At 63.9% G+C, this 12983-nt stretch carries 10 protein-coding genes; 2 read left to right on the top strand and 8 right to left on the bottom strand.

The genetic code is table 11. From position 1 onward, the window contains the following. Positions 1–35 precede the first annotated feature (35 nt). From EN808_RS11260 to cpaB, 7 genes are all read right to left on the bottom strand, one after another. Entirely contained in the window at positions 36–998 is a 963-nt protein-coding gene (locus EN808_RS11260) for a type II secretion system F family protein (protein WP_135915787.1), read from the bottom strand. Position 999: 1 nt separating this feature from the next. Continuing rightward, a complete protein-coding gene (locus tag EN808_RS11255) occupies positions 1000–1965 on the bottom strand; it encodes a type II secretion system F family protein (RefSeq protein WP_127872617.1) in 966 nt (321 codons plus the stop codon). A 5-nt stretch (positions 1966–1970) separates the two neighbouring features. Next, a complete protein-coding gene (locus EN808_RS11250; RefSeq protein WP_127872618.1) occupies positions 1971–3392 on the bottom strand; it encodes a CpaF family protein in 1422 nt (473 codons plus the stop codon). Next, entirely contained in the window at positions 3389–4597 is a 1209-nt protein-coding gene (locus tag EN808_RS11245) for a response regulator (protein WP_127280813.1), read from the bottom strand. Before EN808_RS11245 ends, EN808_RS11250 begins: the two co-directional genes overlap by 4 nt. A 33-nt stretch (positions 4598–4630) precedes the next feature. Next, a complete protein-coding gene (locus EN808_RS11240; RefSeq protein ID WP_135915786.1) occupies positions 4631–4900 on the bottom strand; it encodes a hypothetical protein in 270 nt (89 codons plus the stop codon). Between the two features lie 4 nt (positions 4901–4904). After that, positions 4905–6290: a type II and III secretion system protein family protein gene (locus EN808_RS11235; protein WP_245511799.1), complete on the bottom strand. Its 1386-nt coding sequence runs from the start codon at positions 6288–6290 to the stop codon at positions 4905–4907. Between the two features lie 90 nt (positions 6291–6380). Beyond that, positions 6381–7307, bottom strand: coding sequence for a Flp pilus assembly protein CpaB (cpaB, locus tag EN808_RS11230; RefSeq protein WP_245511795.1), 927 nt, complete (start codon positions 7305–7307; stop codon positions 6381–6383). A gap of 238 nt (positions 7308–7545) precedes the next feature. On the opposite strand from cpaB, the gene parE reads away from it, so the two are divergent. Together parE and EN808_RS11220 are read left to right on the top strand one after the other, a co-directional pair. After that, complete coding sequence (gene parE / locus EN808_RS11225; RefSeq protein ID WP_127872620.1) at positions 7546–9603, top strand: DNA topoisomerase IV subunit B; 2058 nt, start codon at positions 7546–7548, stop codon at positions 9601–9603. Between the two features lie 44 nt (positions 9604–9647). Continuing rightward, the gene (locus EN808_RS11220) at positions 9648–11717 is read left to right on the top strand and encodes an FUSC family protein (RefSeq protein ID WP_127872621.1); all 2070 of its coding nucleotides are present in this window, start codon (positions 9648–9650) and stop codon (positions 11715–11717) included. Here EN808_RS11220 and EN808_RS11215 read toward each other — a convergent pair. Further along, the gene (locus tag EN808_RS11215; protein ID WP_127872622.1) at positions 11714–12838 is read right to left on the bottom strand and encodes a DUF2336 domain-containing protein; all 1125 of its coding nucleotides are present in this window, start codon (positions 12836–12838) and stop codon (positions 11714–11716) included. The genes EN808_RS11220 and EN808_RS11215 overlap by 4 nt on opposite strands. Between the last annotated feature and the right edge of the window lie 145 nt (positions 12839–12983).

Below are 12983 nucleotides of genomic sequence, written 5' to 3'. Positions count from 1 at the left end.
TGCATGTCGCGCGAATCGGTCGCGACCGGCGCGCTTTAGTGACCCGTCATTTTGACGATGATGGGAATGACGGCGATCATCAGCACCACCGGCAGGATGCAGACCACGACCGGCACGGACATCTTTGCCGGCAAGGCGTGCGCCTTCTCCTCGGCCAGCGACATGCGCTTGTGGCGCATTTCATCTGAAAACACCCTGAGCGCGCCCGACAGGCTGGTGCCGAGTTCCTTCGACTGCTGCAGGAGCGTGGCGAAGGAGCGCACCTCGTCCAGGCTGAGGCGATCGGCGAGCGCCTTCAGCGCGTCGTCGAGGCTGCGTCCCGCCCGAAGCTCCAGCGACACGAGCTGCAAATTCTGGCTGAGCGACGGATAGGTCTTGGCGAGTTCTTTCGAAACGCGCTCGACGCCCGCTTCCATACTCATGCCGGCATCGGAGCAGACGATCATCAGGTCCATGAAATCGGGGAAGCCGTTGCGGTATTCGCGCATCTTTTCCCGAACATTCTGGGTCAGCACCAGACCCGGCAAGAAATAGCCGGCAGCGCCCGACAGGATGATGAAGGTCCACCGGCTGGTCATGGTAGCGTCCGGGCTGGCCATCCACCGGTTGAGCACGAAGACGGCGAACGTCGTGCCGATCATTGCCGTGAACCGGATGAGGAAGAACATGCCAACGGCGCGCGGCTCCATGTAACCGGCCTGGATGAGCTTCAAACGCAGGCGGGCGACATTTTCCGGGTCGCTCTTGGCGTAGAATTCCTGCGCCCTCTTCACCGCCTTCTCGCGCACGACGCCGCTATTCTTCTTCTGCACCGGTTCGGGCTTGGCCGCCACCGGACCGTGGTCGACCTTGAGCCGGCGCTTGACTTCATTGCGGTCACCCTTCGCCGCCACCATCGGCCAGGCGACCGCGGCGACTCCGACGAGCAGCAAGAGGACCGCAACCGGCATCAGCGAGGCCGGCGCGAGCGAGGCGAGGAATTCGATGACGCTCTGCATGTCAGAACCTGAAGTTCGACATCTTGAACATGATCAGATTGCCCAGCATCAGCCAGGTAACCGAGCCGCCGATCATGTACCACGTCTTCGGCACGCCCCAGACGTCGCTGTAATATCCCGGCATCATGGCCATGATGGCGGTGAACAGCAGCGCCGGCACGGCAGTCAAAATGTAGGCCGACAGGCGGCCTTCGGTCGAAATCGCGCGCACCTTGCGGCGCAGCTTGCCGCGTTCGCGGATCGTCGTCGACAACCCATCGAGGATTTCGCGCAGATTGCCGCCCGAACTGGTCTGGATCGACACGGCGGTGACGAACAACGGCAGGTCCTCGTGGCCTACCCGGTCGAAAAGCGAGTTCAGCGCCGAGACCAGGTCGGAACCATAGGTGACTTCGTCGGCAATGACGCCGAATTCCGTACCGATCGGATCGGGCATCTCGCGCGACACCATGGCAATCGCCACCGGAACCGGATGACCGGCCTTGAGGCCCCGCGTGATCAGTTCCAGCGCCTCCGGCAACTGCATGCCGAAACGTTTCAGCCGGCGCTTGCGCATGGAGCGCATCGCCATGACCGGCAGCAGCGGCACCAGCATGACGAACAGAATGAGCCCCATCAACAACGGCAAGCCGCGCGAGATGGCGAACAGCGTCATGGCCATCGCCACGCCGCAGGTGATCGTCAGGAATTTCGACAGCGGCATCACCATGCCCGACTGCGTGCGCAAGGCACGGAACCGGTCCGGCGAGAACAGCGACGTTCCCGCGTCGAGACCGCGCTCCTTGCGCAGTTGGATCAGCACCTGCTCCTGGCTGATCTTGTTTTCCTGAAGTTTCATGCGCCGGTTGATGGCGGTGCGCTTGTCGCTGCGGCCGGCATAGAGCAGGTAGACCGCCTCGGCGACCATGATGCCGGTCAGTGCGGCCCCGGCATAGACGACATAGATCGCGCTGAAGCCGTCGAACACCCCGGCTACTCCTGCGGCCGGCCGGGTTCGAAATAGCGTCCCGGAAAGTCGATGCCCATGGCGCGCAGGTCCTCGAGGAAGCGCGGCCGGATCCCGGTTGCCTCGAAGTAGCCGAGAATGCTGCCGTCGGCATCCATGCCGGTGCGCACGAAGCGGAAGATTTCCTGCATCTGGATGACATCACCCTCCATGCCGGTCACCTCGGCGACGCTCGTCACCTTGCGCTTGCCGTCGGAAAGCCGGGTCAATTGGACGATGATGTCGATGGCGCTGGCGATCTGGCTGCGGATCGACTGCACCGTCATCGGCATGCCGGTCATGCCCAGCATCTGCTCGAGGCGTGAAATGGCATCGCGAGGCGTGTTGGCATGGATGGTCGCCATCGACCCTTCATGGCCGGTGTTCATCGCCTGAAGCATGTCGAATGCCTCCTCGCCGCGGCACTCGCCGAGGATGACGCGGTCGGGACGCATGCGCAGCGCGTTCTTGACCAGGTCGCGCTGTTTGAGCTCGCCATGGCCTTCGATGTTGGCCGGGCGCGTTTCCATGCGCGCGACGTGCGGCTGCTGCAATTGAAGCTCCGCCGCGTCCTCGATGGTGATCAGCCGCTCGTCTTCCGGAATGAAGGCCGACAGCGCGTTGAGCATCGTCGTCTTGCCTGTGCCGGTGCCACCCGAAATGATCGTCGTCTTGCGGGCATGCACGGCCGCGGCCAGCACTTCGGCCATGTTCTGCGTGATGGCGCCGAATTCGACCAGCCTGTGCAGGCCAAGCTTGTTCTTGGAGAACTTGCGGATCGACACCAGCGGACCGTCGACGGCCACCGGGCGGATGGCTGCGTTGAAGCGCGAGCCGTCCAGCATGCGTGCGTCGACCATCGGCTGCGATTCGTCGACGCGGCGGCCGACGGCGGCCACGATCTTGTTGACGATTCTGAGCAGATGCGCCTCGTCCTTGAACGGGATGTGGACCTGCTGCAGCTTGCCTTTCTTTTCGACGAAACAGTTCTGGTGGCCGTTGATCAGGATATCGTTGATGTCGGGGTCCTTGAGCAACGGCTCGAGCGGGCCGAGGCCGACCATCTCGTCGACGATATCGTCGACCAGCGCGTCGAGTTCGGCGGTATTGATCGCCATCCGCTCCTGGCGGGTTTTTTCCGATACGAAATCATGCACTTGCCGGCGCATCTCGTCCTTGGGCAAGCGCTCCAGCGCGACGAGGTTGATCTCCTCGAGCAGCATCCGATGGATGCGCACCCGGGCATCGAGCACCTTGTTGGCATTCTTTGCCGGTGCCGCTTCCGGTTTCGCCGGCAAAGCCTTTCGGCTGGTCGGGATAACGACGGCATGATGCGCGACCGGTGTCGATTCCGCCGGTCGCTGCGGGCGGGCGTCGCGATTCTGCAGGGTGGAAAAACGGCTGGTCATCCAGCTTTCCTTTTCAACAGGCCCCTGCCGAAACCGAATAGCGACTTCGACTTGCTCGCGGTCGCCACCGACTCTTCCGGAAGGATGATCTTCTTCAGGTCGTTGACGACATTGGCGTTGGGATCGATCTCGTGCAGCGGCACGCCGCGGTCGACCGCCTCGCGCACCAGCCGGTAGTTGTTGGCGATGCCGCCGACAAAATGCTCGCCAAGGATTTCCTGGACATCCGCCTGCTTGATGCCGTTGTCGAACATCTTCTGCTCGAAACGGTTGACGATCACGTTCGGCTTCACTTCCTTGCCGGCGGTCTCATAGACGGCCTGGATCAGCCGCTGCGTATGGCGCAGGCACGGCACCGTCATTTCAGCAACGATGTAGAGCTTGTTGGAACCGAGCAGCACCGTTTCCGTCCACGGAAACCAGGTGCGCGGCATGTCGATGACGACATTGTCGAAATAGGCCGAGACGAGGTCCAGCATGCGCACCACGACATCGGTCTTGAACGAGCGCATTTCGGCCGGATGGGTCGGCGCCGCCAGCACGCAAAGTCCGCTGGCGTGCTTGGACAGCATCACATCGAGCAGCTGCCGGTCGAGGCGCTCGGGTTGGTTCTCGATTTCGGTGATGTCGAAACGCGGCTCCAGATCGAGATATTCGGCGCAGGCACCTTGCTGGAAATTGAGGTCGACCACACAGGTCGAGGCGCCGCGCGTCACCGAATGATGCAGCTGGAACGCGGTCTGCAGCGCCAGTGTCGTGGTGCCGACGCCGCCGGCGGCGGGCATGAAGGTGTAGATTTGCGACTCGGTGTTTTCCTCGCGGCCGGGTCCCTGCAACGCTCGCACGACCGAACGCACGAGGTCGGCCGTGGTGATCGGCTTGACCAGGAAGTCGGCGACCTTGAGTTGGACCAGGATGCGGACAGCGGCGGCGTTGAACTCCTGCGTGACCACGACCACCGGTGCCTTGCCCTCGAGCCGGCGCATCACACGTTGCAGTGACTCGATTTCTTCCAGCTTCGCCGCATCCATATCGACGATAACGACGCCGAACTCGGCCTCCTGAACCTCGCCGCGCAGTTCGGTGACGTTCTTCTCGACCGTCATGAGCTGGATGATCTCGGAGGCGGCAAAGGCCGTCTTCGTGTCCTGCGCGAAGGTCCGGTCTGTCGATACGAGCAGGATCTTCTTGGTGCTGTTTGCCATTCTTGCCGCCTATGAGGTCGATCGCCGTCTGGATCAGTTGCCGGTGGTCGTTTGCGCTGCCTTGGCACCGGCCGCCTGATCGGGCGTGGCGGCCACGGCATCGCCACGCTTGGCAGGCACGAGAAGCCTCGTGTTCTGGACGCCGTACTTCCACGGGTCGACCATCTGCATGACGGTGTTGGCGGCCTGCGCCTCACCGGCGGCTGTCGTCACGCCTTCGCTGCGCACATAGTCGTCGCTGGTACAGCCGCTTGCCAAACCGGCAAGAAGCAGTGCGATGCTCGATCTCAGGACCAGACGCATGGCTTCAGTCCTTCGGCAGGTCGAGGAAATGGCCGACTTTGGTCGCGGAAGCGCCCCGCGCAGCGCTGCCGTCAGCCAGCGCCAGCGCACGGTTGGTGTCCGGCGCCTTCACTTCCTCGGTGTTGTTGAGGAAATAGTCGACATTGCTGGCGGGCTGTGTGCCATCGGTCGGCTCAGCCATTTTCTTCGACGGATCGACCGGCTTGACCAGATAGGGCGTGACGATGATGACCAGGTCGGTCTCGCGCCGCTGATAGGATTTCGACGAGAACAGCGACCCCAGCACCGGCATCTTGCCGAGACCGGGTATGCGAGACGTGATGATGTCGTTCTGGGACTGCAGCAGCCCGGCGATCATGAAGCTCTGGCCGTTCTTCAGGTCGACCGAAGTCTTGGCGCGGCGCACGATGAACCCCGGCACCGAAATGTTGCCGATATTGTACGATGCCGACGCATCGATCGAGGAGACTTCCGGCGCGATGTCGAGGCTGACCAATCCGTCCTTCAGCACGGTCGGCGTAAAGTCCAGGCTGACGCCGTATTTCTTGTAGCTGACGGAGATATTGCCATTGTCTTCGGAAACCGGGATGGGAAATTCGCCGCCGGCGAGAAAGCTCGCCGTTTCGCCGGAGCGAGCAATCAGGTTCGGTTCGGCCAACCTTCGGGCAAGGCCGCGCTCCTCCAGCGCCTTGATGGCGATATCGATCGAGACGCCATTGGACAGCAGCCGGCCGATGATCTCGCCGGTGCCGGCCGCCGGGACCGGGCCTGGATTGATCGAGACGTCGCGACCGCCGAAGCCGTAAGCGAAATTGGCGCTGTATTTCGCGCCCAGATCCTGCCCGGCCTGGCGATTGATCTCGACGAAGCGGACATTGAGCTGGACCTGCTGCGACGAGGAGATATTGACCGAATTGATCACCTCCTCATTGCCGGAGAAGCGGGTGGCGATCTTGTTTGCCTTTTCGGCGGCGACCGCGTCATCCGCCTCGCCCGAAAGCACCACGCGGCCATTGGCCGAGCCGACCTTGATCTTGGCGTCCGGCACGCTGGCGCGGATGGTGCTCGCCAATTGGTCGGTGTCGAGCGTCACTTCGATGTCGATGGTGCCGACGAGCTGCTTGTTCTCGTCGAACAGCGCAATGCCGGTGGTGCCGAGATTGTTGCCCAGCACATAGAAGGATTTGTCGGTCAGCGGATTGACGTTGGCGATCTCCGGATCGCCGATGACGATCTGGTAGAAGGCCGCGCTCGTCATGATCGTCTTGGGCTTGCCCTTGGCGACCTTGATCGACGCATTCCTGGTCGACGAGACATGGACGATGTCGTTGTCCGCCTTGGCCGCGCCGACGAAGGCGAGCATGCCGCTCGCGGCCAGTGAAGCCGCCATCGCCAAGGCGCGCACCAAACGCAACCGATCCGTCATTCGATATAGGGTATGCATCGCCATTATCCCGTCCCGCCCGGTCCCCACCGGTCTTTACTTCTGATCCCGCGAAGGAACCTTGTATTCCTCGGCCTGCGTGCCGCGTGTCACGATGACCGTCTTGAACTTCGGCTTCTCCGGCTCCTTTGCGACGGCATCGAACAGGGAGCCGGCCGCCGCCTGGGCCTTGGAAGCCACAGATCCGCCGAAGGAAGAGATGGTGGTGACGCCGTTCTTGCCGTCGCCGCCTTCGCTGGCGGAGCGCAGCGAAAGCGACAGCGTGCCGACGGTGCGGGCCAGCGCCACTTTCTGCGCGCCGTCGCTCGTCACCTCGATGGTCACGGAATTGGCCACCTGCGGCGTCGTCTGGCGCTCGTCGGCGCCCTGCCCGACGCTCAGCACCTTGGCGTCGGCAACGACGATTTCCGAGGTGATGGTCGAACCGGCCGCGCCTTGCGCGTTCTTGGCGACTTCCTGGATTTCGCCGGCATCGCGGGTCAGCACGACATCGACCCGGTCGCCCGGCGTGACGAAGCCGCCGACGCCGGCGATCTCGTCGGTGCGGATGGTGACCGCCCGCATTCCGGGCGTCAGCATATTGGACAGCGTCGCGCGGCCGTTCGGTCCGGACAGCTTGGTGAGCAGCACCGGCTCGTTGACCTCGATCGGCGACAGCACGACCCGGCCACCTTCGCCGAGCAACCCGTCGATGGTCGCAAAGGCGCCCTGCGGCAGGGAATCCTGCGGCCACGGGATTTCGCTGAGTTTGGTGCGATCGAGCTCCATGCCATAACGCAATGGCGCGGTCGCCACCACGATCGTCTTGAATTCGATCCTGGGTGAGGCCGGAGCGGCGATCGAGGCCGTCTTCTCCTGGGCATCGGCCTGGGCTTGGCTCTTGACCCAGAAATCCGCGGCAAAGATCGAGATCGCGCCGAAAACGGCGGCGATGCCGATCATCGTTATGGCCTTGCCCCTCACACCTAAACCCCTGACGCCTGCAGTTTCTTGTTATGTTGGGCTCACGCTAGTCGGCATTGTTAAAGAATCAGGAATCTTGTGCGGTGGCATTCGACCTATTTCCGCCCGCTTGGTTATCGAATGGTTTTAGGGTAAGAAGGGCTAAATCCCCGAACGTAACAGGAACCTCCGTCGCTTGGCGCCGAAAAGCGTGGCAGTATCGACGGGTGATTCGCAGCACCGGACCCTTATGGTTGGCATGGACGACAACAACGATCTCTTCGGCAACATCGACAAGCAGCCGCAGCCGGTTCGCGCGCCGGCGCGCCCAGCGGATCCGCTGGTGCAAGCGGCCGCCAGGCGCCCGGCCGCGGCCAAGGATGGCAGCGAGGGTTACAGCGCCGCCGACATCGAGGTGCTCGAAGGCCTGGAGCCGGTGCGCCGCCGGCCTGGCATGTATATCGGCGGTACCGACGACAAGGCGATGCACCATTTGTTCGCCGAGGTCATCGACAATTCGATGGACGAAGCGGTTGCCGGCCACGCCACCTTCATCGATGTCGAGCTTTCCGCCGACGGCTATCTCACCGTCACCGACAATGGCCGCGGCATCCCGGTCGATCCGCATCCGAAATTCAAGAAGCCGGCGCTCGAAGTGATCATGACGACGCTGCATTCGGGCGGCAAGTTCGATTCCAAGGTCTACGAGACCTCCGGTGGCCTGCACGGCGTCGGCGTTTCCGTCGTCAACGCCCTGTCGGACCATCTCGAGGTCGAAGTCGCGCGCGGCCGCCAGCTTTATCGCCAACGGTTTTCACGCGGCATTCCGGTAAGCGGTCTGGAGCACCTCGGCGAGGTGCACAACCGCCGCGGCACCAGGACGCGTTTCCATCCCGACGAGCAGATCTTCGGCAAGGGTGCGGCCTTCGAGCCGGCACGGCTCTACCGCATGACGCGCTCCAAGGCCTATCTGTTCGGCGGCGTCGAAATCCGCTGGACCTGCGATCCTTCCCTCATCAAGGAAAAGGATCAGACGCCGGCCAAGGCGGAATTCCATTTTCCCGGCGGCCTCAAGGATTATCTGAAAGCGTCGCTAGGCGACGAATTCCAGGTGACGCGCGAAATCTTCGCCGGCAAGAGCGACAGGCAAGGCGGCCATGGCTCGCTCGAGTGGGCGGTGACCTGGTTCGGCGGCGACGGCTTCATCAATTCCTACTGCAACACCATTCCGACCGGTGAAGGCGGCACGCACGAGGCCGGCTTCCGCAACGTCCTGACGCGCGGCCTGCGGGCCTATGCCGACCTCGTCGGCAACAAGCGCGCCTCGATCGTCACGTCGGAAGACGTCATGATCTCGGCCGCCGGCATGCTGTCGGTGTTCATCCGCGAGCCGGAATTCGTCGGCCAGACCAAGGACAGGCTGGCGACGATCGAAGCGATACGCATCGTCGAGACCGCGATACGCGACCCGTTCGACCATTGGCTGGCCGACAATCCGCAAGAAGCCTCGAAACTGCTCGACTGGGTGATCGCGCGCGCTGACGAACGGGTGCGCCGCCGCCAGGAAAAAGAGGTGTCGCGCAAGAGTGCGGTGCGCAAGCTGCGCTTGCCGGGCAAGCTCGCCGACTGCACACAGAACGCGGCGGCAGGTGCCGAACTCTTCATCGTCGAAGGCGATTCCGCCGGCGGCTCCGCCAAGCAAGCGCGCGACCGTGCCAGCCAGGCCGTCTTGCCGCTGCGCGGAAAAATCCTCAACGTCGCCAGCGCCGGCAATGACAAGCTGGCCGCCAACCAGCAGATATCGGACCTGATCCAGGCGCTTGGCTGCGGCACGCGGTCAAAGTATCGCGACGAGGATTTGCGCTACGACCGCGTGATCATCATGACCGACGCCGATGTCGACGGCGCCCACATTGCTTCGCTGCTGATCACCTTTTTCTACCAGGAGATGCCGGCGCTGGTACGCGGCGGCCATCTCTATCTGGCGGTGCCGCCGCTTTACTCGATCAGGCAAGGCGGCAAGGTCGCCTATGCCCGCGACGACGCCCACAAGGACGAGCTTCTGCGCACCGAATTCACCGGGCGCGGCAAGGTCGAGCTCGGCCGCTTCAAGGGCCTGGGCGAAATGATGGCCTCGCAGCTCAAGGAGACCACCATGGACCCCAGGAAGCGCACGCTGCTCAGGGTCGACGTGATCGACGCCGAGGCGGCGACCAAGGATGCGGTCGATGCACTGATGGGTACCAAGCCCGAAGCCCGCTTCCGCTTCATCCAGGAACGCGCCGAATTCGCCGAGACGGAAGTGCTGGATATCTAGCCGCTGGCGAGTTTAGCTTGCGTCCCTGACATGGAGACCGGCATGTGACCTGGGCGCGGCTGAAAACCTATTTCGAGACGAGCCTGGCCGGCCTGACGCAACCGACGCGATCGGACTGGATCTTTGCCCTGCGCACCGTTTCGGCTGGCATGATCGCGCTTCTCGCCGCCTATGCGCTGAAGCTCGACCATCCGCAATGGGCGATGATGACGGTGTTCATCGTCGCCCAGCCGGTTGCCGGCATGGTGCTGGCGAAAGGCTTCTACCGGCTGCTCGGCACGCTTGCTGGGGGTGTCGCGGCAATCGGCATCACCACGGCGTTCGGCACCGGCCCCTGGATTCTGGTGACGGTGCTTGCCGTCTGGATAGGCATCTGCACCTTCGTCTCGTCGCTGCTGCGCAATCCCGAAGCCTATGGCGCCGCCCTTGCCGGCTACACCGCCATGATCATCGGCCTGCCCGCTTTCGGGCAACCGCATCTGGTCGTTGACCTAGCGGTCGCGCGTTGTGCCGAGATCGTGCTCGGCATCGTCTGCGCCGGCCTCACCAGCCGGCTGATCCTGCCCAAACTGGCCAGCGACGCCATCATCTCGCGGCTGAAACGCTGCATTCTCGACCTCGCCACTTACGCCGGCGGAGCGTTTTCCGGCGGGGATCGGGCAACGCTGATCGGCCTGCACCGGAAGCTTGTCGCCGACACCCAGACGCTTGGCGAGATGCGCGCCTATGCCAGGCTCGAAGCGCCGAGCTTCGCACCGCGCGCGCACCCGGTGCGACGCACGATCGGACAACTGCTCTCGGCTCTTTCGGCGGCGCGCGCGCTCTATTCGCATGCCGCTCCGAAAAACGCGGCCCTCATCCCGGTGCGCTCGGAGCTGCAAGCCCTTGTAGGCGAACTGGCAACCAAGCCGGGAGCGCTGGACGATACCTCGCCCTGGTTGGCGCGGCTCGACGCGATCTCAACCAAGGCCCGGCAAATGCCCGATGCCTCGGTCGATCAGGGTGAGGACAGGGTCGGAACCATCACCCGCCTCACCATAGCGGCCGATTTCGCCGAGGCGCTGAAACAGGTGCTTCGTGGCCTGGACGCGCTGCGCGCGCCGGTGACCCGCCGACCAGGTCCTGGCAGCCAGCAGCCGGCCCTGGTGGTGCATCGCGACTATCCCGGTGCCGCGCGCAACGCCATCCGCGCGGCCGTTGCCACGCTGTTGGTCGCGGCTTTCTGGCTGACGACGAAGTGGTCGGAGGCGGCCGGCACCGTCATCCTGGTTGCCGTCGTGTCGAGCCTGTTTGCCGCTCGCCCCGATCCCGTGCAGGTATCATGGGGTTTCTTCAAGGGAACGCTGCTCGCTTTGCCGTTCGCCTTTCTCGTCGGCCAGATCGCGCTTCCCGCCCTGCCGGGCTTCGGCTGGTTCATGCTGTTCGTCGTGCCCATCATGGTGCCGGCGGCACTCGCCATGGCCAATCCGCGCTATGTCGGCGTGGCGACGGCCTTCGCCATCAATTTCCTGGCCTTCCTCAGCCCGCATCAGGCGATGACCTATGATCCCGGCCCCTTCTTCGCCGGTTCGGCATCGATCCTGGTCGGCATCCTGCTGGCGATCGGCGTCTTCATCGTCGTGTTGCCGGCGGATCCGTGGCTCGCGGCCGACCGCATCGTACGGGCCATGCGCGAGGATCTGGCGCGGCTTTGCCTGCATGAGCGCGTGCCGAGGCGTTCGGCCTTCGAGAGCCTCGCTTATGACCGGGTCAATCAGTTGATGCCGCTGGTGCAGAATTCCGGCAGGAAGGGCGAGGCGGTGCTGGGCGGCGGCGTCGCCTCCGTCACGGTCGGCCTGGAAATCCTGCGGCTGCGCAGTGCCAGCCAAGACCATGCCATCCCATCGGAAACGGCGCTTTCAATCGCCAACTTCCTGAGGGGATTGGCGCGCGAGCTGCTTTTCCGTGCCCCTGGCGATCCGCAAACAGCGACCGTCGCTGTTGCCCGGCAGTATGCGGCGGGCATCGCCCAGCGAAACGCCACCGGCGACATGCTGCAAATCGCGGCGTCCCTGCGCATCATCGCCGCGGCGATGGAGGATTTCCCGGATTTCTTCGCGAGGGATAAAACCTAGGCTGCGGCGATCGCCAGCGCGTGGCCGCGCGCGTTCTCGCGCAGGGCATCGAGATGGATCGACTTGACCAGAGCGGCAAGATCGCCTTCGGCGGATTGCCCGCCCAACTCCTTGAGCATCAGCCAGCTGACCTCCTGAACGCCGGCGACGCGCTTGCCGTTGGCAACCTCACGCCAGATCTTCAGCGCGCGCAGGATGACCGCATGCGTGGCGGCAGCCAGGCCGGCACTGCGGAACAACGCCTGCAGGGCCACGTCGTGCCCGCTGGCCAGCAGCGCCCTCACCCGTGGCTCGGACTGCTGGCTGAGCGCGACCAGCGCCGAGCCGAAGAAATCGACCTTGCCGTGCGCGATAGTGCGGATCAGGAAGCTCGCGGTCAGATCGCCACGCAGCCTGAGATGCTCGATCAACGCCGCATGCTCTTCCTGGCGCGTGCCTTCGATCAGCGTCACCGAGGCCTTGACGCAGGCCTCCCGCATGACGCGTTCTGCACGCGCGGCTCCCATCAACGCCATGACCAGCGGCGATGTCTTCAATGTCTCGCCAAGCTTGATGAGCAGCATGTGCCGGCAGTCGGCGGGCAGCCTGATATCCGATATCAGCGCCTCGCGCACCAAAGGCAGATGCCCATGGCGCTCCGCCATGCGGCGGAAACTCATCGAAGCGATGGCGGCACCGGTGTTGGCCAGAAGCACGGCGCAGGCCTCCGCCTCGCCGATCTCGGCGATGGCCGCCGACAGCGCCATCGAGACGAGCGGCCGATCGGCGATCAGTTTCTGCGTTGCCTTCTGGCTCGCCGCCACGCGGTTGATCAGATCGGCGTCGGTGAGCAGTGGCGAGCGCGCCAGCACGACACCGGCGACTTCCGGCTGGTCGGCGGCAAGCACGCTTATGATCTGCAGCGGCGCGTGGTGGCTCATCGAGAGCGCTTCCGCCATCGCCAGCCGCACCTTCGACGAGGCGTCGTCGAGCAGCAGCGTCAGCGCCGCTTCGGCGGCGCAGCGGTCCTCGAACGGCAATTCGGAATTGACATAGGCCCGGGCCAGCGCATTGGCCGCGGCGGCGCGCTCCGACACCCTGGCCGTGTAGATCCATTTCAGGAAATGCGAAACAACAACCATGCCCGTCTGCTTACGCCCCTAGCCGGAAGGTTTCCGGCCCCGTGAGGACGGTAGGCAGAAATGGTTTACGAACGGTTCACCATGTTCATTAACTGGCTTGCGAGCGCTGGATGCAGCGCCTATCAACCGTCAGACAGCGCAGGAG

The organism is Mesorhizobium sp. M8A.F.Ca.ET.165.01.1.1 (genome assembly GCF_004792065.1).
Classification (GTDB): domain Bacteria; phylum Pseudomonadota; class Alphaproteobacteria; order Rhizobiales; family Rhizobiaceae; genus Mesorhizobium.
The sequence above is the reverse complement of the archived record's forward strand: the minus strand, read 5'-3'. Positions and strand labels throughout refer to the sequence as shown.